Genomic DNA, 22,981 nt, shown 5'->3' with positions numbered 1-22,981 from the left:
GTTTGTGCTTTCTGAAACGATAGGGACTAGACGAATTCGGTGGGGATCACCGGATCCCCTGCGGAAAGTCGGGAGGCTGCGCGAGGAAGTTCGCGCAGCGACCGCGCGTGCCGGGAGGCGGCACGCCGCACCCCCTCAGAGCCGGTGAAGCCGTCAAGTATCTGGCCGTCCTTGACAAAATCAACGGTGAGGTGGCGGTCTCCGGCGGTGGCGGCGGGCTCTTTATTGACACCGATCAGCTCGGCTGTTGCCACTGACGAGGCGTTAAAACGGCGCAGCGCATACTTACGGCCGCCGTGTGAAACCTTGCCCGAGGATGCCTTGGCAACCGGCTGCATTTGACCGCTACTATTTTCGCGAGCAACCACCTTATAGACCATAGATGAGGTGGGTGCGCCGGAGCCGGTGACCAGCCGGGTGCCCACCCCGTAGGAGTCAACCGGTGCTGCTGCCAGCGAGGCAATGGCGTATTCGTCGAGATCGGAGGTCACGGTAATTTTGGTTGCGGTGTTTCCCAATGAATCCAAAAGCTCCCGCACCCAGCTTGCCTGGGTGACCAAATCTCCCGAGTCAAGCCGCACACCACCCAACTTGGGCCCGGCCAGCCGCGCCGCCAGTCGGACCGCCTGTTCGATATCGTAGGTGTCAACGAGTAAGGTCGTGCCGGTGCCGAGCGAAGCGAGCTGGGCCCGAAAAGCGTCTTCTTCACTGTCGTGCAGAAGCGTAAAAGCGTGAGCCGAGGTGCCAATGGTGTGTAGGCCGTAGCGGCGGCCCGCCTCAAGGTTAGAGGTTCCGGTAAAACCGGCTATGATGGCTGCGCGGGCGGCAGCAACAGCCGCCTGCTCGTGCGCGCGACGGCTACCCATCTCGAGACAGGGCCTCTTACCCGCGGCAAGGGTCATGCGCGAGGCAGCCGAGGCCACCGCCGAATCATAGTTCAGTATCGACAGCAGGTAGGTCTCTAAAATACATGCCTCGGCAAAGGTCGATTCAACCTGGAGAACCGGGGAGTGAGGGAAGAAAATCTCCCCCTCAGCGTAGCCAGAAATATTGCCGCTGAACCGAAAACCACTCAGATAGTTAAGGGTTTCATCGTTCACCACCCGGGTGTCTGCCAGAAAATCAAGTTCCCGCTGTTCAAAGCGAAAATCAGTGAGGCCCTCAAGAAAACGACCGGTCCCGGCAAGAACCCCGTAGCGGCGCCCGGCCGGTAGCCTGCGGGTGAAAACCTCAAAAATACTGCGCCGGTGGGCGGTACCAGAGGTGAGGGCGGCCTGAAGTATAGTCAGCTCGTAGTGGTCGGTTAAAAGTGCTGTTGATGTAGACACAACACTAACTCTACCCAGCTGAGAGAGAAGTTGCAGAGTGTTTCTCGGCGAATCAATGTAAAGTTAGTGTCATTGGCCTAAATAAGGTTTCATTTGGCTAAGGAGTCTACATGTCCGTCATGCCTGACGAGGCGCTGGATCTGCGCGAGGAAACCGGCGATCTTGCCGCCGGCGATACCCCCTGGCAGGTGATCGTGTGGAATGACCCGGTGAACCTCATGAGCTATGTTACCTACGTGTTCAGAAGACATTTTGGGTTTAGTCAACAGAAGGCACAGCAGCTCATGCTCGCTGTACACCGCGAGGGTAAGACGGTGGTCTTTACCGGTTCGCGCGAAAAAGCCGAGGCCCACACCGGTGCCATGCACGGCTGGGGTCTCTGGGCAACCTTTGAGAGGGTGGGGAACTAGTGGCACGGGGATTCACATCGACACCAAACGGTTACACCGCCGTCTTTACCGCAGAGGAAGTCAGCCTGCTCACCAGGCTCTTTGAAGACGTGGCCACCGCCCTCGAACCGGAAGGCGGGCAGACACCGACGGATCCACTGGCTGACCTGGTGGGGATAGCAGAAAACTCGCAGGTACCCCAGGACCCGGCGCTGGCACGTATCCTGCCGGTGGCAAGCGGCGACCCCGAGGCAGCTGAGGAATTCCGCCGCTACACCGAGCTGAGCCTGCGCCGGCAAAAAATTGGTTATCTCAACCTGGCGGCACTGGACCTGCGCTCCCACCGGGTTGAGCTATCCGACGAGCACGCTACCGTCTGGGCCTCTGCCCTCAACGACGTGCGGCTCACCCTGGGGACCCGGCTGGGTATACGCGACGACAAGATGGCGGAGGACATTGCGCGGATACGGGATGCGGCGAAGGTGGAGACGGTGGAAGACTATATGTCGCTGGCCTATAACTTTGTGACCTGGATACAGGATACGCTGATGGAGGCTATGCTCTCAGACCTTGAAGACCGAAACTAGGCGGGAAGACAGAAACATGGTCAAGCAGACAGCAACCCTGCAAACCCCCTGGGGGAGTGAAATCAGTTCCACCCCTACAGCAGATGCCCCCATCGGCGTCTTTGACTCCGGTGTGGGTGGGCTCACCGTAGCCCGGGCGATCATGGACCAGCTCCCGCACGAAAATATTATCTATGTGGGGGATACCGCCCACGGCCCCTACGGGCCCAAAACTATTGCGCAGGTGCGCGCCTACGCCCTCAGCATTATGGACGAGCTGGTGGACTCGGGGGTAAAAATGCTGGTGATCGCCTGCAATACCGCCAGCGCGGCGGTGCTCCGCGACGCCCGTGAAAGGTATACCAACACATACGGAATCCCCGTGGTTGAGGTGATTCAACCGGCTGCCCGGCGTGCTGTTGCGGCCACCCGCAACGGAAAGATCGGGGTGATTGCCACCGAGGCCACCGTTAACTCACGCTCCTACGAAGACACTTTTGCGGTCTCCGGCCAAGAGATCTACTCGGTGGCCTGCCCGAGGTTTGTAGAGTTCGTGGAGCGGGGAGTGACAACGGGGCCCGAGCTACTTGCCACCGCCCGCACCTATCTGCAACCGCTCAAAAGCGCCGGTGTCGATACCCTGGTGCTGGGATGTACCCACTACCCGCTGCTCACCGGGGTGATCTCCTACATCATGGGGGAGTCGGTAACCCTGGTGTCTTCGTCGGAAGAGTCAGCCCAGGACGTTTACCGGGCCCTGGTCGAGTACAGCATGGAACGCACCGGGGGATCACCCACCCGCCACGAATTTCTAGCCACCGGAGACACCGAAGGATTTGAAGAACTTGCCCGCCGTTTTCTGGGACCGGTGGTGACTGGGGTGAGGCGGACCTCATCGGTGGTTGAGGGGTTTCCCACCGGGCCGCTGTCGGCGCTGGGCGGACAGGAACCGATCCGGGCGGTGGTCGAGAACGGCCTCGGTCCCCAGCAGCAGAATATACCAGCGAGATAGCCGGAGGAAATATTACTATGCGCCTGACCGTTATCGGATGCTCGGGTTCTTTCCCCAGCCCCACCTCACCGGCATCCTGCTACATGGTGTCAGCTACAGATACCGCCGGCCGGGACTGGCGAATACTGGTGGATATGGGTAACGGTGCCCTGGGAAACCTGCAGCAGCACGTTAGCCTCAAAGACATTGACGCTATCCTGGTCAGCCACCTGCACCCCGACCACTGCATAGACCTTTCGGGGGTGCACGTTGCGGTCAAGTGGGATCCGCGAGGCTGGGAATCGGGGCCGATACCGCTCTACGGGCCGTCCGATATTCACCGCTATCTGCTCAATACCCACGGGCTTACCGAAGAAACCGGGATGCACACCGAGTTTGATTTTCATGTCTGGCAGACGGGCAAAAAACTGCGTATAGGACCCTTCACCGTGGAACCCTTTGAAGTGGTGCACCCTGTCAAAGATCCCTACGCCTTACGGATAGAATGCACGGCCACCGACGGGTACACGGTACTCACCTACTCGGGTGACACCGACTCCTGCCCCGGACTAGTGGAAGCGGCACGAAACGCGGATCTTTTTCTGTGCGAGGCAGCCTACCAGGAGAAACGCGACGACCACCTGCGCGGAATACACCTCACGGGAAAACGTGCGGGCGAAGCGGCACGGGATGCCTCCGCCCGCAACCTCATGCTCACCCACCTGCCGGTGTGGAACGACCCCGAACAGATTAAAGCGGAGGCGGCATCGGTTTTCTCGGGAGGAATCGGCCTGGCAGAAACCGGGGCCACCTACCTGGTCCATCCGCGGCCGGAAAAGAGAGATAGCCCGGCAGCACCCAAAACCACCACACTGAAAGTGATAGGAAAACACCTGTAATACCGCGGCCGTGGACGCGCTGAGCTTATCCAGCCGAACACGGCAAGAGGGCATAAAGAAAAGAGAAAAACCATGAACCAGACCCATAATACCGGTAGAGCAGACGGCCGGGCGGTCGATGAACTGCGCCCCATCACCGTCACCGGTGGCTGGTCACAGAATGCCGAAGGGTCAGCCCTGATCGAGTTCGGCAACACCCGGGTACTCTGCACGGCTTCCTTTACCGAGGGTGTGCCGCGCTGGCTCAAGGGCCAGGGGACCGGCTGGGTCACCGCAGAGTATGCCATGCTACCGCGGGCCACGGGTACACGGTCATCCCGCGAATCGGTGAAGGGTAAAATCGGTGGCCGAACCCACGAGATTTCCCGGCTGATTGGACGGTCGCTGCGCGCTGTCGTCGACACCAAGGAGCTGGGAGAAAACACGATTGTGCTTGACTGCGACGTGCTCCAGGCCGACGGGGGTACACGGACCGCCGCGATCACCGGAGCCTATATCGCCCTCTCCCAGGCTATCGCATGGGCTAAAGCGCAGGGTGTTTTACCCAGGAAAGCTAGACCTCTGACAGGATCGGTCTCTGCGGTTTCGGTAGGCATAATCGACGGGGTCCCCATGCTCGATCTCCCCTACAGCGAAGACGTGCGTGCTGAAACCGACATGAACGTTGTGGTCACCGGTCAGGGCAGCTTTGTTGAGGTGCAGGGGACCGCCGAGGGCGCACCTTTCAACCGGGAGGAACTCAACACCCTACTCGACCTTGCCCTGATCGGAACCGGCCAACTGGCAGAAATTCAGCGAGAGGCCCTGGGGGAAACCGATGACAGCTAGGGTGGTGCTGGCCTCGCATAACCGCGGGAAACTTGCCGAACTACGGGACATTTTACGCGGCCGTATTGCCGGCCTTGACGTTGATACCGAGGTGGTGGACGCGGCGAGCCTGGGGTTATCCGATGTGGCCGAAGACGGCGTGAGCTTTGCCGACAACTCCCTCAAAAAGGCGCGGTATGCATCGGAGGAAACGGGTCTTATTGCTATCGCTGATGATTCGGGGCTAGCCGTTGATATCCTGGGTGGCTGCCCGGGTATCTTCTCTGCCCGATGGGCGGGCCAACACGGCGACGATACCGCCAATCTCACCCTGCTTCTTTCGCAGCTGGCAGATATCGATGACCCCCACCGCGGGGCCGCATTCCGCTGTGCCGCAGCCCTGGTGACCCCCGACGGTCAAGAGGCTGTAGAACACGGGGAACTCACCGGCAGGCTGCTGCGCGAACCGCGTGGGAGGGGAGGGTTTGGCTACGACCCCGTGCTGGTACCGGCGGAGCTGACCGGGACGTACGCCGGCCAGTCGTGCGCTGAAATCCCGGCCGAGGTGAAGAACTCTATAAGCCATCGGTCCCGGGCGCTCAGGGCGCTGATTCCGCACCTGGTAGCCGCGCTGGCGGAGGACGTATAACCGATAGTGCGGCGAGCTCTGCCGGACAGCTGCTTGGGTAGTAAGGATCAACATGCCACTGAATACAGCACATCTTGAACAGGCGAAATATTTGCCGGTGGTGCAGACTGTGATGACCCAGGCGGGCCTCAATGTCGCCCAGGACCGCTGGGATATTAGAACCGGCGGCTCCGCCCACATTGTTATCAATATGGGGAATGAACTCAGTATCCGGGTTGCTAAAACCCCCGAGGTGGGGGCCCTGGTGGCACGGCGAACCGAGACTCTGCGCCGGCTGCCCCACGATCTTCCCTTCGCGGTACCGAGGCCGATAACCCGAACTATTACCCGCAACGGCTATACAGCTGTGGGAGTCACCTGGATTCGGGGAGAGCCGCGGAAGCCCGGTGCGGTTCCACCCCGGCAACTGGCTCAGATGCTGCGGGCCCTGCACACGGTGGACTATTCGGGTATGGAGCCCTACCTCGATACCCCCCACCAGCACTGGGGTGGGCTGGACTGGGCTCAGATGCTGCGGGAACAGGTGGTGCCCCGCCTGCTGCGGAGTAACCAAAAATTTGCCCGAGAAGCAATTGATGCGGTGCTCGACCTGGAGCCGGTTCAGCCTGTTTTTATTCACAATGACCTTGCCGGACACAATATTCTCTGGAGCGGGGAACGCCTGGTCGGTGTGATCGACTGGGACCACGCTACCCTTGCCGACCCCGCCTATGACTACGCCTCTTTGGGTAACTGGTATGGCTGGCAGTCTCTACGGAAGGCAATCTCTGCGGACGAGGAGAAACGGGCAAAGATTCTTTCCCGCCTGTTGCCGCTGGAAGCTGTGGCCTACTCGATCAGGCAGGGCAAAAGCGGCGCTATCGTGCGTCTGGCAGTTGAGCGTGCCGATAGCTGGATACTGGATCATCGTGACGATTTTTCATCCCGCTAGATACGCCGGGTCTGGCCGGGGTCCAGCTGACTCTGCCACTGGGCAAGAAGCATATCGACGACGGGGAGAACCTCAATTTTTTGGAGGGCGGAGGCGGGAAAAATATCGGTCCCCCCGCCGGCCCCCAGCAGGGTGCCGGTAACCGCGGCTATGCTGTCTGAGTCTCCGGCGCTTACGGCAGCATGGCCGAGGGCGGACAGGAGACCGGTGTGACCGGATTCGGCGCAGAGGGCGGCGTGGACGCCCCGGCCCAGGACTGCCGGTGCGAGCCAGCAGTTGCCAAAAAGACTGTCTGCCCGCTGCGGGTCCAACCGGTTATCCCCGTTGTCGGCGGCGATCTCCAGTGCCGCCAGAGTCTGTCCACCGTCCTGCACGGGGCCCCGCGGGAGGCTGCTCAGCCAGCGGATAGTGTCGGCGACCGCCTGCTGGCAGGGCCCGGTACTGCCGCGGTAGGCCAGGGTGTATCGCACGAGTAGGGTGTAGGCGCAGGCGGAGATGATTGCTTGCGGGTGACCGTGGGTGAGAGCCGCCACTCGGGTGGCCAGTAAGATAAGGCTCTCGCGGTCACCCAGGGGCAAAAACCCCAGTACCCCCGAGCGCACGAGCGCCCCGGTGCCCAGGGCCTGAGGGGTGATGGTGTGGTTCAGCGTCTGCATCTGGCCGCTCCCCAGAGCGGCCAGGGTCGCTTTCCCCGGTCCCCGTCTCTGCTGAAGCTGTTTGTAGGTGTCGATAGTGCGCGGGAGCGTTGGGGGAGCTGACATGCTCGGAGTTTCACCGATCGCCCGGTACCAGCGTAGAAGGGCCAGCCAAATACAGGCTGTTTCATCGGCGGGGGTCCCACGATTACTCCATTCAAGGGCCTCACACAGGCCGTCAAAGGTGTAGAGGGTGAGCTGGGTATCGTCGGAGACCCCGCGGTTTTCTTCCAGAACCGCTGCCGCAAGCCCCTCTCCGCTGCGGCGGTAGGTGGTCTCGATCTGCTCAAGGGTGAGCATCTCTAGAGGGTACCCGACGGTGTCCCCCAGGGCGGTGCCCAAGAGGGCGGCACGAACCGAGTCAGCATAGCGGGGGTCGTGGGGCGAGGGGCAGGGGCCGGTGCTAGATGTCATGTGTATTATTCTAGGCGGCAAGACGATACATTAAAGGTATGCGTATTTTGCACACCTCAGACTGGCATCTGGGCCGGTCTTTTCACGGTCTCTCCCTGCACCGGATAACCGACACAATTTTGCGCGAAGTGGTGAAGACGGTTCAGGAGCAGAACATTGATGCGCTGCTGATCAGCGGGGACGTGTATGACCAGGCGCAGCCGCGCACCGAAACCGTGGGTTTATTTTCCGGCGTGTTGGAGCAGCTGGGTGAGCTGGGGTGCACGGTTATTTTTACCAGCGGTAACCACGATTCAGCGACTCGGCTGAGCTTTGCCTCCACGCTGTTGGCCCATACCGGGGTTTACGCGGTGGGCTCTTCTCAGCGTTTACACGAACCCGTTGTTCTGGCACGGGGAACGCAGCGGGTTGCGGTGTACCCGATACCCTATCTTGAGCCGCGCGCGGTGGCGCAGCAGCTGGGCACGGACCCCTCGCACACGGCGGTGCTCAAGCACGCCACTGAGCTGGCCCGTGAGGATCTTTCCCGCAGGCAGGTAACAGCCTCTATTGTGATGGCGCACTGTTTTGCAAGCGGCGGTAGCTCCAGCGCATCGGAGCGCGATATCAGCGTGGGCGGGGTGGGAGCCGTGCCGGTAGATATCTTTGAGGGATTTAGCTATGCGGCGCTGGGGCACCTGCACGGGCGGCAGAAAGTGAGCGAGACCGTGCGCTATTCCGGCTCTCTACTGGCCTATTCTTTTTCCGAGGAGAACCATGTGAAGGGCGGCTGGATTCTTGATATCGCTGATTCCGGTGAGGTGACGGTGAGCGAACACCGGTGGCGGACCCGTTTGCCCCTGGTGACCCTGCGGGGAAAACTTGCCGACCTGCTGGCGGACCCTGACTACCGCGCCTACCGGGATTCGCTGTGCAGAATCTACATCACCGATAGGGAGCGTCCCCTGGGTGCTTTGGAGAAGCTCAGGGAGCGGTTTTCGACCGTTGCCGAGCTCTATTTTGAGCCGGAGAACGCGGCACCTGTCTCCGATACCCGCTCCGTGAGCCGGGCTGCCGAAGCCAAGAGCCTTGTCGAGGTGTGCGGTGACTTTTTTGAGCATGTGCGCGGTGCCCAGCTGGGACAGAGAGAAAAAGATTACCTGGCGAATACGGTGGACAGTCTGAGGGTAAGCGGGGGAAAAGCATGAGAATTCACCGTCTCAGACTGCAAGCATACGGGCCTTTTCCCGGAAATATAGATCTCGATTTTGACGGGTTGAACAGGGCGGGGATTTTCTTACTCAATGGCCCCACGGGGGCGGGAAAATCATCTCTTCTCGATGCTATCTGTTTTGCTCTCTACGGAACCACCTCCCTGGAGCGGCCGGATTTGAAAAGCCATTTTGCACCGGATCATAGGCAGCCGCGTGTGGAGCTCGACTGTACGGTGGGTACAACCCGGCTGCATATTGAACGTACCCCCGCCTGGGAGCGCCCCAAAAAACGCGGTGGGGGAACTGTCGTGGAGCCGGCGACGGTCCTGGTGCAGAGTCTGCGGTCGGCAGATACTTCAGAGTGCGAGACCAAGGCGACCCGTAACGATGAAGCTGCGGCCTATCTAACCGACCTGATCGGGCTTAACCGCAAGCAGTTTACCCAGGTGATGCTGCTGCCCCAGGGCGAGTTCGCCCGGTTTTTGACGGCAAGATCTAAGGACCGCGAAGAGCTTCTCAAGAAACTTTTTCCCACCGCCGATTTTGAGCGTGTACAGCTGGTACTCGCTGAGCGGGCTCGGGAAGCCCGGGATCGGGCGCAGGAAGCGCAGGAGCGGCTGGAACGCCACAGAGAAGATGCCGCCGCGGCCCTACAACGCAGTGAGACCTCGTCGCTGTATGAGCTGGTTGAGGATCTCACCCCGCTCCTGGGTGGGGAGGACCTCTGTGTGCTCAAGCGGCGACTTGCCCAGCTGGATGATGCCGCCGCGGGCACGGAAAAAGCCCGACCGGGGGAGGACAGCGAGGGTACAGCCGAATCCTCCGAGACGCTGTCGTTTGAGCGTTTTCTCACCGATTCCGTGGACCGTCTTGCTGGTGCGGTAGAGGCCATCGTTGTCTGCCGCGATGGTTTGGAGGCGCGGGTGCAGTGGCTGCGGCAGAAGATAGCCGCACAACAGCAGCTTGTAGAACTCTGGGGCGAGTATGGCAGGCTGAGGGAACAGGAAGAAAAACTTCTAGGGCTGAAGCCTACCCACCGGGCAGATATAGAGCGGCTGAGGGCGGCACGGGCAGCCGAACTTGTGCTACCCGGTTACCGCGGTGTGCGGGGAGCGGCCGAGGAGAAACAGGCCGCCTTCCAGCAGCTGGAGACACGGCAGCGGGCGGCAGCGGAATTTGCGTCCTCTCGGGCAGTGCAGCCTGCCGTTGTGGGAAAGCCCGGTAGCTGGGCTATAGAGACGGTGCTTGATCTGGACAGCTTGAAGGCGCTACGCGACTCGATCGCTGCGGGGACCGAGGCACAGCAGCGCTTTCACACCCTGGCCGCCCTTGACGCGGAGCGGGTAGCGGAGGAAGAAAAATGCCGCCAGCTGGAGCAGAAACTTTCTACACTGGACGAGGAAGCCGATGCGCTCTCCACGCTTCACGCCCAGCGTGAGGGGGACAGAACCCGCCTACACCGGGAGCGCGAAGAACTGGGCGGTCGGGCGGCCTTAGTGCAGGATTTGGGCCGGCAGGTCAGCGCCGCTGAAAAAACACTGCGAGAAGCTATCCGGCTTGAAAATATACGGGAGCAGCTGGTAGCCGCCGGGCGGAAGGCCAGGGAAGATGAACAAGCCCGGCAAGAGATCACCCACACGGCGGAGAAGCTGCAGGCGCTACGCTACAGTCAGGCGGCACAGATACTGGCGGATCGGCTTACCCCCGACTCACCGTGTCCGGTGTGCGGCTCGATCGAGCACCCCCAGCCGGCTCAGCCTGACGGCCTGCAACTGGTAGAAGAACAGCAGGTCACCCGGGCTCTGGAGAGTCGCGGTGAGGCAGAGGAACGAGCGCGGGAAAGCAGGGCAGAGGTTGCCGGATTGAGCGCGCAGGTGAACGCGGCCGAAGAATCGGAGGTACCTGACCGGCAGCGGGCGCAGGAGGAACTGGCCCGGGTACGCATACAGCTTAACCGGGCAGAGGAGGCAGCGGGCACCCTCAAGGAATGTGAGCAGAAACTGGGTAACCTTGACCGGCAGCAGGAAGAGCTCACCCGGCGTATGCGGGTTCTTGAGATCGACCGCGCTAGCCTTGCGGCAGCCTACGAGCAGCACGAGGAACACCACCGGCAGCTGGTCCAGCGCATGGGCGAGGAGAGCAGCGAAACCGCAGAAGACACGCCGTCTTTTGCCGAGCGCGAGCAGCAGATAAAAATTCATCTTAAGAACCTCGAAGAGGTGATAGCCGGTCTTCAGCGGCTGGATAGTGCCGGGGAGTCAGAAGCGCGGGCGCGCAAAGAACTCGACCGTGCGCTCGCACAATCACCCTTTGACCAGGTGGAAGCGGTGGTGCAGGCGGCACTTGCACCGGAAGCTATAGAGCAGCTTGAGGAGGATATTTCTACCTATCGGGACAGTCTTAGCGGCCTGAGGGCTCGTCTTGCGAGTGAGCCCATGCGTCGGGTCGCCGTACTGCAAGCAGAGGGACACACCGCACCCTCTGCCGGTGAGATCCGGCAGCTTGAACACAGTCTCACGGAACACGAAAAGCAGCGGGATGTGCTGCTCGCCGCCGAAACTCGACACCGGTCAGCCGCCCGTGAACTAGCCGATATTGCGGAGAGCTACCGGAACGAAAGCGGGAGGGTAGACAGGCTGATCGACGAGTACCGTATGCGCAATAGCCTGGCCGAAACAGCGAACGGCATCGGTGCAGACAACCGCCTGGCCATGACACTCACCACCTACGTGCTTGCCGCCCAGCTCGAAGAAGTTACCCGCTCAGCCACCCTGCATCTTGAGCAGATGACCCACGGCCGCTACCGGCTCGAATACACCGATGAAAAACTGGGCAGGGGAAAGTCGGGGCTGGGAATCGAGGTCTTTGACACCTGGCATGCGCGCAGGCGGCTTCCGACAACTCTCTCCGGCGGCGAGACCTTTATGGCGTCGCTGGCTCTGGCCCTGGGGCTGGCCGATGTGGTGCAGCAGCGCAACGGCGGTATAGAAATTGATACCCTGTTTGTTGACGAGGGGTTTGGCTCACTCGATGACTCCACCCTGGAAGAAGTCATGGGAACCCTGGACGGACTGCGTCAACGCGGTAGGGTGATAGGCCTCATCTCCCATGTGAGCGAGATGAAAAACAGGATTCCCCACCACGTGTACATCACCACATCACCACAAGGATCACAGATTGCAGAGAACCGCTGACTATACGGGCACCGGCAGCCAGCCATCGGTGCCGTGGCTGCGTCGTCGCCACTACGCTACCCGGTATGCGGGCAACCGTCTACGGCACTTGATCTCGCTGACGGGGAAGGATTTTTTTGTTTTTTCCCTGGTGATGCGCCTGCCGTCGTGGATGCTGGCTCTGGCGGTTCTCATGATTATGACGACCCGTACCGGTGAGGTGACCCTGGGAACCTATGCTGCGGGGCTTATCGCGCTTGCTTCGGCCATGAGCCACCGAACCTATCGTCGGTTGGCACTGATCTTTGGGCAGAGGCCCCTGTTGGTCGGTGCCGCGGCGCTGAATATTCCGGCGGTTTCTTTTCTGCTGGTGCAGACCCTCAGCTTTGAGAAAAATCGGTCTGGTGGGTCTATCTGGCTGGTTTTGTGTGCATCGGTGGTAGCCGGTATTACCACGGTTCCGCTGGGCTCTATGATGCGCTCCTATTGGAGTATTCGCTACACCGAGAGCAAGGATCGCCGGATGCTGAATTCGGCTACAACTTTTGAGTCTGTGCTCGACCTCATTGCGCTGCCCCTGGCGGCAACACTGGTGGGGGCTATAGCCATCATGGGGGACATTAATTCGCCCCTGTACGCGGTGATCATCATTGATGTTGTGGGGATCATGTTTATTTTGTGTCGGCCGGGGTCGATCCGTATGAGGAGTTCTGCCCTTCATGAACTGACCGGCTACAGTTCATCTTCCCACAGCAGTGTGCACCTGGGGTGGATACCTATGCTGGGTATTTCGTGTTTGGGTGTTTGTCTGGGGTCTTCGCAGACCATGCTGGTTCTGCGTTCTGTCAGCCAGGAGTCGGTGTTCACCGTGGGGTTTTATTTGGCGGCTATGGGCGGGGCCGGTGCGCTCACCTGCCTGATGATGACGGTTTTTCGGGCGCGGGTATCCACCTGGCAGGGGTGGATGACCCTGGCCTCGCTGCTGACTGTGAGCGCGCTGTCCCTGTCGATCCCCTCAACCTCAACCATGCTGCTGGTGGTTTTCACCATTTTTGGTGCGGTTTTGGGTGGAAGCTTGCTCTCTATGGGTACTATCGTGACGTCGACGGCGGCGCACGGTAACATTGACCTGGCCCAGTCGAGTGCTCAGGCAACCTATATAGCCGGTTTGGCTCTAGGCTACGTGTGGGGTGGAGTGGTTGGTAACCGGTTCGGTAGCCAGAGCGCCCTGCTGATCCCGCTGATCGCGGCGGCTGCCTTCCTGGTTTTTTCCCATATTTACGGGTACCGCTGGCGGCTGCACTACGAGGAGAAACTCAGGCCGTTACCCGAAGACCTCACGCTGTAGACCCGCAGGTGTGGGGCTGGTTTCTATCATCTGGTGCATCTAGTGGCCCCTGCGAATCCAGCTGTCAAGGTCGGGGGATTCTACCCCGATCCCGGTGGTTTCACCGTGGCCAGGGAGGACTGCCGTTGACTCGGGTAGGGTCAGCAGCCTGCGGCTGATCGAGTTGATAATGGTGGGAAAATCACTGAAGGAACGGCCGGTTGCGCCGGGGCCGCCGGCAAAGAGGGTGTCACCGCTGAAAACAATACCCTGCGAGTTCTCCCAGCTCAGCTGCGGGGCATAGAAACAGACAGAGCCGGGCGTGTGCCCCGGTGTCTCGATCACGTGAAGCACGGTTGAGCCGATAGTCACCTCGGATGTGTCGTGAAGATCCCGATCAAAATCCCAGGTGGGGTAGACCATCTCCCACAGGGGTCGGTCGAGTGAGCTCAAAAAGACGGGGGCACCAAAGAGGGCCGCAGCGTCCCGTGCTGAACCAATGTGGTCGTTGTGGGCGTGGGTGAGTAGAATCTTCTCCACTGTGCGTCCGGCGACAGCCCGCGAAATTTTGTCTACGTCGTGGGCCGGATCAATAATGATCACCGAGGTGTCGTTGCCCACCAGCCACACGTTATTCTCGACATCCCAGCTACCCCCATCCAGTGAAAAGGTACCCGAGGTCACCACCTTGTGCACGGTTTCGGTCATGGTTTCCTCCTAGTGTGAGAACTCGACAACGGAGCGTAACACGTTCCCGGTTTTCATGGTTTCGAAGGCATCGTTGACCTGATCGAGCGAGATTCGCTCGCTCACCCACCGGTCCAGAGGAAGCCTGCCCAGTTTGAACTGGTCCACAAGCATGGGAAAGTCGCGGGAGGGTAGGGTGTCCCCGTACCAGGATGATGTGATAGAGCCGCCGCGGCTAAAAACTTCGCCCAGAGGGAGATCCCAGCTGCTGGTGGGCGCCGGTACCCCCACCAGCACTAGCCGCCCGGCCAAATCCCGTGCGTAGAATGCCTGTTTGAAGGTCTGCTGAGTGCCCACCGCGTCAACCACCAGATCTGCACCAAAGCCACCGGTGAGCTGACGGATTGCTTCCACGGGGTCCTGCCCGGTCGAGTTGAGGGTGTGGGTTGCCCCCAGTGTGCGGGCTCGGTCAAGTTTGGCGTCGTCAATGTCCACGGCAATAATAGTGGTGGCCCCGGCCAGCACCGCTCCGGCGATAGCCGCCGCACCTACACCGCCGCAACCGATGACGGCCACGGACTCGCCGCGTTGCAGCTTACCGGTGTTGAGGACCGCTCCCAGCCCGGAGGTGACACCGCAGCCGAGTAACCCCACTGCCGCGTATTCTTCCGGGGCTAGATCAGCCTGAATAACCGTGCACTGGCCGGCGGCAACCAGGGTTTTCTCGGCAAAAGACCCGATGCCCAGGGCGGGTTCGAGTTCGGTGCCGTCGTCGAGGGTCATTTTTTGGGTGGCGTTGTGGGTGGCAAAACAGTACTGGGGTTTGCCCCGTGCACAGGACCGGCAGGTGCCGCATACGGCGCGCCAGTTGAGGATAACCAGGTCACCCGGGGCTAGCCCGGTGACATCGCTACCTACCGCCTCGACAACGGCGGCTGACTCGTGGCCGAGAAGGTAGGGGTAGTTGTCTCCCACCTCGCCCTCAATATAGTGCAGGTCGGTTTGGCACACACCGCAGGTGAGTACTCTCACGAGGGCTTCGCCGGGGCCGGGATCGGGAACATTGATGGTGGTGACCACCGCCGGCTGATCTTTTGCCGGGGCGATGAGGGCTTTGACCTGTTGCATTCGATAACCTCTTGTCTTCTGGTGTTGTGTTGGTGTGTGCCGGGTCCCGGGCGGATAGTCGTCGACCATTTCTAGCCTATCGAAGGAGGAGCGGTTCGGGAATGCTTGAGGATCCAGGCTATTGCTGCGCGTTTAAAAATTCCGCTGGTCATCATATTGATGTGGTTTCTGCCCTCGATAGTGAGGCGGTGCAGCGGGATTCCGGCCGTACCGAGTTCCCGGGCGAGCCAGCCTGAGTCACCGGCGATGGTGTCTTTGCTTCCGCTGACTATCTGCACGGGACAGAGCGGCTGACAGCTAGCGGGGTCAAAGGTGAAAGGGCCTGCCGCGTCCACAAATTTTTCAAGCGCCTGCGGGGTGACAAGAGAGTCGGCGATGATGCCGGCAAAATCGGGGTTACTGAGGGTGCTGTCGGGGACAGGGGCACCCGCGTTGAGCGCGGTCAGGTAGGTGGAGAGGCTCTCAAAATGGTCGTTGCCGGGGAGCCCTCCCACCGTGAGTGAAACAACTTTTGCGGGGTGGCTGCTGGCGGTTTCGTAGGCGATACGGGCACCGGCAGAGAAACCGACCAGGTGAACCTGCTGGGCCAGTATATCGGCTAACCGGGCGATCCCGGCGGCGGTTGAGGCTATCAGGTTAGGGGAAGCCAGGGGTATCTGGCCGTCCGGTTGACCCTCGACCAGCTGCTGCGGCGCACCGGTTTTGAGCCAGCGCGGCCCGTGGTAGGGCAGATCCACCACCAGGGTGGGGATCCCCCGCGCTGTCAACTGTTTAACCCACCCGGTGGCTCCCCACAGCTGCATACCGGTGGCGGCAAACCCGTGAACCAGCACGGCGGGCTCGCTGGCGGGGACCTCCGGCTCAAAACGGTAGTAGTTGAGTATCATTTTCCCCGGTCAAGCTCCTGGGCCGCGCGCTCGTAGTTGAGACCGTTGTGCGCTAAACGAATATCCCGCCCCTGCTGCACCAGCTTCTCTTTTTTCTCCAGAAGCTTGACCGCCTGAGTGTCGGAGCGCGGTGGTAGCTGAATCTCTGACTCCGCACGGATACCGGCCTGAAGTTCGCGGGAGCGCTCAAGCTCCGCATCGATCTGGGCGCCCAAAAGCAGCACGTTGTTCATGATCCACAGAAAGAGCAGTAGCACAATCACGCCGCCGATAGCCCCGTAGGTGGCGTTGTAGCTACCAAAATTTGAGACGTAGAAACTGAAGGCGTAACCGGAGACACCCATGGTGATCAGGGAGAAAGCAGCGCCGGGGGAGAGCCAGCGCAGCCTGGGCTGTTTGACATTGGGGGTACCGTAATAGAGCAGGGCGATCAGGCCCACGGCCAGTAGCAGAATAATGGGCCAGCGTAGCCAGGCCCACACGGTGACAAAGCCGCTCAGGTCAAGGTCGGGGACCGCACCGCTAATAAAATCGAGAACCGTGCTGCTCATGAGGAGTACCAGGAGCATGAGAACCACCACCAGCACCATGAGCGCGGTAACCAGCAGATTAATGGGGCGCAGTACCCACACGGGGCGTCCCTCAACCACACCGTAGATCCGGTTGAGAGCCCGGCCGAACGCCCCCACATATCCCGACGCGGTCCAGAGCGAGCCGATAATACCGGTGACAAGGGCGAACCCTGCTGCCGACGATGAGGTGAGCTGCCGGATAGGCTGTTCCAGAAGATTGAGCACGTCGGCGGGGGCAAAATCGGCAATGAAGGAAATAATCGCCTGAGTGCTTTCTTCATCCTGCCCAAAGACACCCAGCAGGGAAACGACGGCCAGCAGGGCGGGAAAAACCGAGAGGATTGCGAAGTAGGTGAGGCCAGCGGCCAGATCGGTGCAGCCGTCCGCGGTGAACTCGTTGAGGGCCCGTTTGAGGGCGTATCTCCAGTTGGGTGGGGGGACGTCGGAGATTTTTTGGGGACGCTGTGCCGTGCGGGCAGGGCTCTGCTGTGCGCGCTCGACCGTTTGTTTTTCGAAAGACATCGGACACCTCAGGGGAACAGAAACGATACTAAGTTAGCTTACCCCATGGGTTTGCCGACGGTGGTGAAGGAGACGGGGTGGTGTGAGGCATCTCGTTGCCGAGCCGATGCGGTGGGTGCCACCCCGTCTCCGGGTGTAATAACGCGGGGAAGGGTCCCTAATTGTAGATCCCCAGCATCTTGGCGGTGTGGGCCATAATTTCGTCGGCCAGCGCGGGGTTGTCGTTGAGTTTAACCCCGAAGGCGGGTATGAGCTCGCGGATACGGGGCTCCCACCTGTTCAACCGGTCCGGGAAGCAGCGCTGCACCAGGTTGAGCATAATGGGTACAGCGGTGGAGGCCCCCGGGGAGGCTCCGAGCAGGGCAGCGATAGAGCCGTCTGCGGCCGCAATGAGCTCGGTACCGAACTGTAAGACTCCGCCTTTGTCCGCGTCGCGTTTCATCACCTGCACCCGCTGGCCAGCGGTGATAAGTTCCCACTCATCGTCGCGGGCCTCCGGGTAGTACTGGTGGAGGGATTCTAGGCGGGCTGCACGGTCTTTAAGCAGTTCACCGATGAGGTATTTGGTGAGGTCCATGTTGGCAAGACCCGCCCGCAGCATGGGATAGATGTTGTTGAGCCGTAAGGATAGCGGCAGATCAAGCAGGGACCCCTGCTTGAGGAAGTTGGTTTTGAAACCGGCGTAGGGGCCAAAGAGGAGGGAGCGTTTTCCGTTGACGTAGCGGGTATCCAGGTGGGGGACAGACATGGGTGGGGCGCCCACCGATGCCTGCCCGTACACCTTGGCGTTGTGCTGTGAGGCGGTCTCACCACTGGTGTTGCGTAGAAAGAGACCCGAGACCGGGAAGCCGCCGTACCCCTTTCCTTCGGGGATACCCGATTTTTGGAGGAGGGGCAGGGTTCCGCCACCGGCGCCGAGAAAGAGGAACCCGGTTCTAATGGTGCTATTTTCGGCGGAGTTGAGACGGTTTTTAACGGTGACGGTCCAGGATCCGTCGGCTTCCTGGGCCACCGCGGTCACCTGCTGTCCATAGCGTACCTCGCCCCCCTGGGAGGTGAGGTAGTCAACCAGCTGCCCGGTGAGGGCACCGAAGTCGACGTCTGTACCCTCGGGCGAGAAATTGGCGGCCAGGGGCTGCCCGGGGTCACGCCCCTCCACGGTGAGCGGTGCCCACTCGGCGATTTTGTCCGGGTCGGTACTGAACTCCATACGCTCGAAGAGTTTCTCCCGCTTGAACGCCTCGTAGCGCTGGGCGAGGTAGGCGCTGTGGGCCCGACCGAACACCAAAGACATGTGCGGTACTGGATTGATAAAGTCAGCGTTTGCCAGTTTCCCTTCCTCAATCAGACGTGCCCAGAATTGGCGGGAGAGTTGGAACTGCTCGTTAATGCCCAGCGCCTTTGCCGTGGCAACGGTACCGTCGGCTGCTGCCGGTGCGTAGTTGAGCTCGCACAGGGCAGAGTGACCGGTTCCCGCATTGTTCCAGGGGTTAGATGATTCCTGTGCCACCCTATCGAGGCGTTCAAGCAGGGTGATCTTCCAGGAGGGTTCGAGTTCTTTGAGCAAAACGCCCAAAGTAGCGCTCATGATGCCGCCACCAACGAGCACTACATCGGTGGTTTCCGTATAAGCCACGGTACTTCTCCAAAAAATAATTAGATAGCAAAGAACACAGTTATTTCTGTGAACGGGTGCGTGGTGAAGCGCACTCATTTTTACCTTAGCCCGTGAGAAGTCCTCTTGCCTAATACGTGGAGGGCGGGGCGGGTTTATTTCGGGAGAGTTAGCGGATGGTGATGTTGGAGAAGCTGCTGACCCCTGTGGCACTGAGGGGGTAGTAGCTTATTCGCGGGCCCAGGGCAACCGATGAGACCGGGTAGGCCAGGGGGACTGCCGGCATGAGCTGGGCGATGAGTTTGTTGATGTCGGTGTATGCGGATTTTCTTTCGTCGGTGTCTAGCAGTTGGTCGGCCGCGCGGATTGCTGTGAGAATTTGTTCGTAGGTGACCGTGGGTTCTTCTGCCTCGGCGGTGGCTGAGGCGGACGGTGCGGGGGTATCTTCTGCCCGGGCGGGTTCTTCGGAGGCGGGGGCGGTGGAGTCCGATGAGGAGGTGACCATCTCAGAGGTTGCCGCGAGAATCTGTGTGTAGAAAGCGTTGGGGTCTCGGTAGGATCCCACGAACCCGGTGAGGGCCAGCCCTCTGGTGTCGCTGGTGGCGGTGATGTGATCGAGGTAGCCCTCACTCCATTTGACGGGTTTGGGGACAATGTTGAAACCGGCTTTGACCAGGTCTGAGGCCAGGGAAGCATAGATGGCTTCGGGTTTCATCATGGTGGCCAGCGAAACATCGGTGGGGTAGTAGAACTCTATTTCTTGGTTCTTATACCCTGCGGCGTCGAGTAGCCCTTTTGATTTTGCGGTGTTGTGGCCGTAGAACTTTGAGACCTGTTCATCTTTGACCATGAAGAGGGAGGGGAGAAAGTCGTCGGCGACGTTGGTTCCGCGCGGGTAGTAGTTGCCCACGATGTCGGCCCGGTTGAAGGCGTAGGCTACAGCCTGTCTCATGCGGATATCTTTAAAAAGCGGGTTTTGCATGTTGATGCTGACGTAGCTGATCGAGTAGGGGTCGCGGGGCTGGATCAGTATCCCGGACTTGGCGAGGTTGACATAGTGGTCGGTACCCACCAGGTCGTAGATGTCCGCGGTGTTTTCAAGGATCGCCCGGTAGCGCTGTGTGGCGTTAGAGATGGTGTTGAAGATGATGGTTTTCAGCTGCGGTCGTGTACCCCAGTAGTTGTCGTAGCGGGTGAGTGTGGCTGTTGAACCGTCCCACGAGTCTGCGGTGAAGGCTCCGGTGCCCACCGGTAGGTGGGTAAAGTGTCCCCGCTGATTGAGCGCTCCGGGTGCTGCTATGCCGAAGGCGGGCTGGGTGAGTGCTTTGAGAAATGAGGTTGAGGGGCGTGAGAGCGTGAAGGTGACTGTGTTTTCTTCTGCGGTGTAACCGGTGACCAGGGGGGTGGTGCCGTCGGGGGAGTTGAGCGGGCTGAAGAGCTGAAGATAGGAGATGTGCGCGTTGGAGGTGTCGTCTTCGGCGGCTTTCGTCCAGCGATTGATGTTGGTGATTACTGCTGCCGGGTTGAAGCTGCTGCCGTCGTGGAAGGTTACTCGCTCACGGAGGGTGAAGGTGTATGTTGTGCGATCTTCGCTGATCTGCCAGTCGACTGCCAGGCCCGGCTCGGGTTCGCCGGTATCGATATTGGCGCGGACGAGGGGTTCTAGTAGCTGGGCGGAGATCCGCGATGTTTCAATGGTTCCGCTTTGGGCGACGTCGAGCGAGGGGGCAGCGGCGGCGTTGGCGAAGCGGAGGGCGGTGTTTTCTGTGTCGGTGGGTTCGGTGTCGGTGTCCGTTGAGCAGGAGGACAGGGCGATGCCTGCTGAAAGTAGCGAGGCAAGGGTGAGTGCCTGGCGGCGTGATACTTTCGGGCTAGCCACGGGGTGAAACAACTCCTTAGAGCGAAGATTTTCGCTATCGGATATGAAGAAAGCCCAGCCTGAGCCGGGCTTTCTTGCCGTTGTGCGCAAGGAGGGACTTGAACCCTCACGCCGTAAAGGCACAGGAACCTAAATCCTGCGTGTCTGCCAATTTCACCACTCGCGCGCGGTAGGTCTATAAGCGAGGTTCGCTATATAGCCTAACCGATGATACCCGATAGGTCTGCGGTGGCACAACACGTTGATGGTTTTAGGAGTCGATTCCTAGGTCTCGTCGTAGTTTGGAGACGTGTCCTTTGGCGCGCACGTTGTATTGGGCGAGTTCGATGAGTCCTGCGGGGCCGATGACGAAGGTGGAGCGGATGAGCCCCACATATGTTTTTCCGTAGTTTTTCTTTTCGCCCCAGGCGCCGTAGGTTTCGGCGACGGTGTGATCTGTGTCGGAGAGCAGAGGAAAGGGGAGGTTCTGCTGGGTGGCAAATTTTTTGAGGGCCGCGGGGGTGTCGGGGGAGACTCCGAGGACGGTGTAGCCGTGGCCCTGTAGTGAGGCTAGGTTGTCTCTGAAGTCGCAGGCTTGGGTGGTGCATCCGGGGGTTGATGCCTTGGGGTAGAAGTAGAGGATGGTGCGTGAGCCGCTGAAATCTGAGAGTGATACCTGTTGCCCGTTGGCGTCGGTGAGAGTGAAATCGGGGGCTTTGCTGCCCGGGGTGAGTCGCTGGTTCATGGGCGGTTTCCTTGAGTCGCGGTTGGTTACCGATATATTCTAGCGGCTGGGCCGGGGTGGCTGGGAGGTGCGGTGATGGCGTCTCAGGGTGAGGATGTGGTGTTTTCCTCATCCTGCCCCAAAAATTGGGGTTTTGGGTGCTTACTATTTTGAAGGGTTAGCACTTATACTGGTCTCATGTCTGAAGTCGGTAATTGGTCTATTAATCGTTTGTTGTCAACGGCAGCGCGAATGCTTGAGCACAGCTGGAATAATCAGCTTAAAGAACTGGGTCTCACCCATGCCGGTGTTACCGCCCTCGGTGTTATTGCGCGTGAGGGTACGGTGTCTCAGGTTCGTGTTGCCTCTGTTGTGGGTGTGCAGGCTCAGACCATGGGAAAGACTCTTGCTCGGCTTGAAGCCCACGGGCACGTGTTTAGGACTCGTAACACTATTGACCGCCGTAGCTATTTGCTGGGTATTACGGCTGAGGGTAAGAAGGTTCTTGCTAAGGCGGAAGAGATTGACCGCAAGCTGGCTGCTACCGGCGAGCTTGCTAGCCCCGAATTCCGTGAGATGCTTATCCGTATTGTGAGTGAGCTGTCGGAGCAGGAGGGCAATGCCGAGGTGCTGCGCAGTGTGAGTGAGGAGCGGCAGGCGGTGATGGGTGTTTCTGGTTATTCTGCCGATGATGGTTCTTTTTCCGGTGACGACAACGGTGAGGCTTCGTCTAGCAGGCCGACCACAGCGGTGATGGATGTGATCACACCCGACATGTTAGAGGCCGCCCGTGAACAGGCATAGGGCATATTTTTGTTCTTATCCGTTGACCTATATTTAGCGCTTATATCTATGAGCTTTCTATGAGTTTTCACTTTTCTTCTGCGCCGGCCCCTCGCGCTGTGAGGGGCCGGCGTGTTCATTCGTGTTTGATTCTCTACTCCCGGCCCTCGTGTCCGGTAGGACTCTCACTGCTTGAGGGTTCTTGACCGGCAGGATCGTCTGCCGGGTCTGCGGGTGTCGATTCTTCCGGATTGGTGGACTTGGTTAGTTTGTCGAACCGTTCGTTGAAGTCACCGAGATATTTAGAATTGATTCGGGAAAACTCCTGAACACAGCCGGATGTCATACGAATAGACTTCATGACATTGTCATAGGCTGTGTTCACCGTATAGATGATGCGGGTTCCTAGGGGGGTATAGATGATGATGGATCGTTCGTTTTTCGCGGCCCCGCCCTCGTAGATCTCAGACCAGCCCTGGGACCGCCAGAAATCAGCTACCTTCTCAATCTCAGTATCGATATCAACTACAGCCTCATAATCAGGAATAGTCGAAGCTGCAAGGTCTGCTCGGGCTGATTCTTTACCTTCCTCTATGCTGCAGGTCTCTCCCGGCAGGTCATAGCGCATGTCTCTACTGGTAGTATCAACCGGATCAACGGTCTCTACTCCTCCGTAGTAGTAGGCGTCTCTGCCGCTGGCTTCGATCGTGCCGTTACGAGCGGTCATCCACTCATCCACCACCTCCTGGACCGGGGCCTGGATATAGACATCAGACTCTTCAAGAGACTTTTTTCGTGAATTCATAGTGGAACATCCCGATAATAATAAACAAGCTAACACAA

Annotated in this window: 21 protein-coding genes and 1 tRNA gene; 11 read left to right on the top strand and 11 right to left on the bottom strand. The window is 59.7% G+C overall.

Annotated elements, in window-relative coordinates; all coding sequences use genetic code 11:
• Positions 1–26: 26 nt before the first annotated feature.
• Positions 27–1,328: a nicotinate phosphoribosyltransferase gene (locus tag ACS1BR_RS02230; protein WP_463559853.1), complete on the bottom strand. Its 1,302-nt coding sequence runs from the start codon at positions 1,326–1,328 to the stop codon at positions 27–29.
• A 119-nt stretch (positions 1,329–1,447) separates the two neighbouring features.
• Between ACS1BR_RS02230 and clpS the strand changes: the two genes are divergently transcribed.
• The 7 genes from clpS to ACS1BR_RS02195 all read left to right on the top strand — a co-directional run bounded on the left by clpS (position 1,448) and on the right by ACS1BR_RS02195 (position 6,560).
• A complete protein-coding gene (gene clpS / locus ACS1BR_RS02225; protein ID WP_463560303.1) occupies positions 1,448–1,738 on the top strand; it encodes an ATP-dependent Clp protease adapter ClpS in 291 nt (96 codons plus the stop codon).
• Positions 1,738–2,304: a DUF2017 domain-containing protein gene (locus tag ACS1BR_RS02220; protein WP_463559852.1), complete on the top strand. Its 567-nt coding sequence runs from the start codon at positions 1,738–1,740 to the stop codon at positions 2,302–2,304. Before clpS ends, ACS1BR_RS02220 begins: the two co-directional genes overlap by 1 nt.
• Positions 2,305–2,320: 16 nt before the next feature.
• Positions 2,321–3,295 (top strand): glutamate racemase, encoded by a 975-nt coding sequence (gene murI / locus ACS1BR_RS02215; protein ID WP_463559851.1) that lies wholly within the window; start codon positions 2,321–2,323, stop codon positions 3,293–3,295.
• Between the two features lie 17 nt (positions 3,296–3,312).
• Positions 3,313–4,173, top strand: coding sequence for an MBL fold metallo-hydrolase (locus ACS1BR_RS02210; protein WP_463559850.1), 861 nt, complete (start codon positions 3,313–3,315; stop codon positions 4,171–4,173).
• Between the two features lie 72 nt (positions 4,174–4,245).
• Positions 4,246–5,001 (top strand): ribonuclease PH, encoded by a 756-nt coding sequence (gene rph, locus ACS1BR_RS02205; protein WP_463559849.1) that lies wholly within the window; start codon positions 4,246–4,248, stop codon positions 4,999–5,001.
• On the top strand, positions 4,991–5,629 hold the full coding sequence (locus ACS1BR_RS02200) for a non-canonical purine NTP pyrophosphatase (RefSeq protein ID WP_463559848.1): 639 nt from the start codon (positions 4,991–4,993) through the stop codon (positions 5,627–5,629). The genes rph and ACS1BR_RS02200 overlap by 11 nt, the downstream gene beginning before the upstream one ends.
• Positions 5,630–5,681: 52 nt before the next feature.
• Positions 5,682–6,560, top strand: a complete 879-nt coding sequence (locus ACS1BR_RS02195) for a phosphotransferase (protein ID WP_463559847.1) — start codon at positions 5,682–5,684, stop codon at positions 6,558–6,560.
• Here ACS1BR_RS02195 and ACS1BR_RS02190 read toward each other — a convergent pair.
• Positions 6,557–7,669: an ADP-ribosylglycohydrolase family protein gene (locus ACS1BR_RS02190; protein ID WP_463559846.1), complete on the bottom strand. Its 1,113-nt coding sequence runs from the start codon at positions 7,667–7,669 to the stop codon at positions 6,557–6,559. The two genes, ACS1BR_RS02195 and ACS1BR_RS02190, sit on opposite strands and share 4 nt — an antisense overlap.
• Positions 7,670–7,707: 38 nt before the next feature.
• On the opposite strand from ACS1BR_RS02190, the gene ACS1BR_RS02185 reads away from it, so the two are divergent.
• The 3 genes from ACS1BR_RS02185 to ACS1BR_RS02175 are packed head-to-tail and all read left to right on the top strand — an operon-like array spanning position 7,708 to position 13,383.
• Complete coding sequence (locus ACS1BR_RS02185; protein WP_463559845.1) at positions 7,708–8,856, top strand: exonuclease SbcCD subunit D; 1,149 nt, start codon at positions 7,708–7,710, stop codon at positions 8,854–8,856.
• Positions 8,853–12,056 carry an AAA family ATPase gene (locus tag ACS1BR_RS02180; protein ID WP_463559844.1) on the top strand — a complete coding sequence of 1,068 codons (3,204 nt, stop codon included), beginning with the start codon at positions 8,853–8,855 and terminating at the stop codon, positions 12,054–12,056. The genes ACS1BR_RS02185 and ACS1BR_RS02180 overlap by 4 nt, the downstream gene beginning before the upstream one ends.
• Positions 12,040–13,383: a hypothetical protein gene (locus ACS1BR_RS02175; protein ID WP_463559843.1), complete on the top strand. Its 1,344-nt coding sequence runs from the start codon at positions 12,040–12,042 to the stop codon at positions 13,381–13,383. The genes ACS1BR_RS02180 and ACS1BR_RS02175 overlap by 17 nt, the downstream gene beginning before the upstream one ends.
• Before the next feature lie 39 nt (positions 13,384–13,422).
• Here the strand turns inward: ACS1BR_RS02175 and ACS1BR_RS02170 are convergent, their stop codons facing one another.
• The 8 genes from ACS1BR_RS02170 to bcp form a co-directional block, all read right to left on the bottom strand.
• On the bottom strand, positions 13,423–14,070 hold the full coding sequence (locus ACS1BR_RS02170) for an MBL fold metallo-hydrolase (protein ID WP_463559842.1): 648 nt from the start codon (positions 14,068–14,070) through the stop codon (positions 13,423–13,425).
• Between the two features lie 9 nt (positions 14,071–14,079).
• Positions 14,080–15,177, bottom strand: a complete 1,098-nt coding sequence (locus ACS1BR_RS02165; protein WP_463559841.1) for an S-(hydroxymethyl)mycothiol dehydrogenase — start codon at positions 15,175–15,177, stop codon at positions 14,080–14,082.
• Between the two features lie 71 nt (positions 15,178–15,248).
• Entirely contained in the window at positions 15,249–16,064 is an 816-nt protein-coding gene (locus tag ACS1BR_RS02160) for an alpha/beta hydrolase (protein ID WP_463559840.1), read from the bottom strand.
• Positions 16,061–17,158 carry a YihY/virulence factor BrkB family protein gene (locus tag ACS1BR_RS02155; RefSeq protein WP_463559839.1) on the bottom strand — a complete coding sequence of 366 codons (1,098 nt, stop codon included), beginning with the start codon at positions 17,156–17,158 and terminating at the stop codon, positions 16,061–16,063. Before ACS1BR_RS02155 ends, ACS1BR_RS02160 begins: the two co-directional genes overlap by 4 nt.
• Positions 17,159–17,315: 157 nt before the next feature.
• Positions 17,316–18,794 carry a malate:quinone oxidoreductase gene (locus ACS1BR_RS02150; protein ID WP_463559838.1) on the bottom strand — a complete coding sequence of 493 codons (1,479 nt, stop codon included), beginning with the start codon at positions 18,792–18,794 and terminating at the stop codon, positions 17,316–17,318.
• A 148-nt stretch (positions 18,795–18,942) separates the two neighbouring features.
• Entirely contained in the window at positions 18,943–20,652 is a 1,710-nt protein-coding gene (locus tag ACS1BR_RS02145) for an ABC transporter substrate-binding protein (RefSeq protein WP_463559837.1), read from the bottom strand.
• Positions 20,653–20,735: 83 nt separating this feature from the next.
• Positions 20,736–20,818: transfer RNA gene (locus ACS1BR_RS02140), tRNA-Leu, on the bottom strand.
• 84 nt (positions 20,819–20,902) lie between these two features.
• Positions 20,903–21,376 carry a thioredoxin-dependent thiol peroxidase gene (gene bcp, locus ACS1BR_RS02135; RefSeq protein ID WP_463559836.1) on the bottom strand — a complete coding sequence of 158 codons (474 nt, stop codon included), beginning with the start codon at positions 21,374–21,376 and terminating at the stop codon, positions 20,903–20,905.
• 177 nt (positions 21,377–21,553) lie between these two features.
• On the opposite strand from bcp, the gene ACS1BR_RS02130 reads away from it, so the two are divergent.
• Positions 21,554–22,159 carry a MarR family winged helix-turn-helix transcriptional regulator gene (locus ACS1BR_RS02130; RefSeq protein ID WP_463559835.1) on the top strand — a complete coding sequence of 202 codons (606 nt, stop codon included), beginning with the start codon at positions 21,554–21,556 and terminating at the stop codon, positions 22,157–22,159.
• Positions 22,160–22,292: 133 nt separating this feature from the next.
• Here ACS1BR_RS02130 and ACS1BR_RS02125 read toward each other — a convergent pair whose 3' ends face one another.
• Entirely contained in the window at positions 22,293–22,943 is a 651-nt protein-coding gene (locus tag ACS1BR_RS02125; RefSeq protein WP_463559834.1) for a hypothetical protein, read from the bottom strand.
• Positions 22,944–22,981 lie beyond the last annotated feature (38 nt).

It is taken from the genome of Rothia sp. 18CD1-1, assembly GCF_055285355.1.
This window is presented reverse-complemented; position numbering and strand designations above follow the sequence as displayed.

What these genes read in the sequence shown, in the direction of transcription:
- clpS (WP_463560303.1), top strand. Translation starts at nt 1,448, where the DNA reads ATGCCTGACGAGGCGCTGGATCTGCGCGAGGAAACCGGCGATCTTGCC.
- murI (WP_463559851.1), top strand. Translation starts at nt 2,321, where the DNA reads ATGGTCAAGCAGACAGCAACCCTGCAAACCCCCTGGGGGAGTGAAATC.
- ACS1BR_RS02210 (WP_463559850.1), top strand. Translation starts at nt 3,313, where the DNA reads ATGCGCCTGACCGTTATCGGATGCTCGGGTTCTTTCCCCAGCCCCACC.
- rph (WP_463559849.1), top strand. Translation starts at nt 4,246, where the DNA reads ATGAACCAGACCCATAATACCGGTAGAGCAGACGGCCGGGCGGTCGAT.
- ACS1BR_RS02200 (WP_463559848.1), top strand. Translation starts at nt 4,991, where the DNA reads ATGACAGCTAGGGTGGTGCTGGCCTCGCATAACCGCGGGAAACTTGCC.
- ACS1BR_RS02195 (WP_463559847.1), top strand. Translation starts at nt 5,682, where the DNA reads ATGCCACTGAATACAGCACATCTTGAACAGGCGAAATATTTGCCGGTG.
- ACS1BR_RS02190 (WP_463559846.1), bottom strand. Translation starts at nt 7,669, where the DNA reads ATGACATCTAGCACCGGCCCCTGCCCCTCGCCCCACGACCCCCGCTAT.
- ACS1BR_RS02185 (WP_463559845.1), top strand. Translation starts at nt 7,708, where the DNA reads ATGCGTATTTTGCACACCTCAGACTGGCATCTGGGCCGGTCTTTTCAC.
- ACS1BR_RS02180 (WP_463559844.1), top strand. Translation starts at nt 8,853, where the DNA reads ATGAGAATTCACCGTCTCAGACTGCAAGCATACGGGCCTTTTCCCGGA.
- ACS1BR_RS02170 (WP_463559842.1), bottom strand. Translation starts at nt 14,070, where the DNA reads ATGACCGAAACCGTGCACAAGGTGGTGACCTCGGGTACCTTTTCACTG.
- ACS1BR_RS02165 (WP_463559841.1), bottom strand. Translation starts at nt 15,177, where the DNA reads ATGCAACAGGTCAAAGCCCTCATCGCCCCGGCAAAAGATCAGCCGGCG.
- ACS1BR_RS02160 (WP_463559840.1), bottom strand. Translation starts at nt 16,064, where the DNA reads ATGATACTCAACTACTACCGTTTTGAGCCGGAGGTCCCCGCCAGCGAG.
- ACS1BR_RS02155 (WP_463559839.1), bottom strand. Translation starts at nt 17,158, where the DNA reads ATGTCTTTCGAAAAACAAACGGTCGAGCGCGCACAGCAGAGCCCTGCC.
- bcp (WP_463559836.1), bottom strand. Translation starts at nt 21,376, where the DNA reads ATGAACCAGCGACTCACCCCGGGCAGCAAAGCCCCCGATTTCACTCTC.
- ACS1BR_RS02130 (WP_463559835.1), top strand. Translation starts at nt 21,554, where the DNA reads ATGTCTGAAGTCGGTAATTGGTCTATTAATCGTTTGTTGTCAACGGCA.
- ACS1BR_RS02125 (WP_463559834.1), bottom strand. Translation starts at nt 22,943, where the DNA reads ATGAATTCACGAAAAAAGTCTCTTGAAGAGTCTGATGTCTATATCCAG.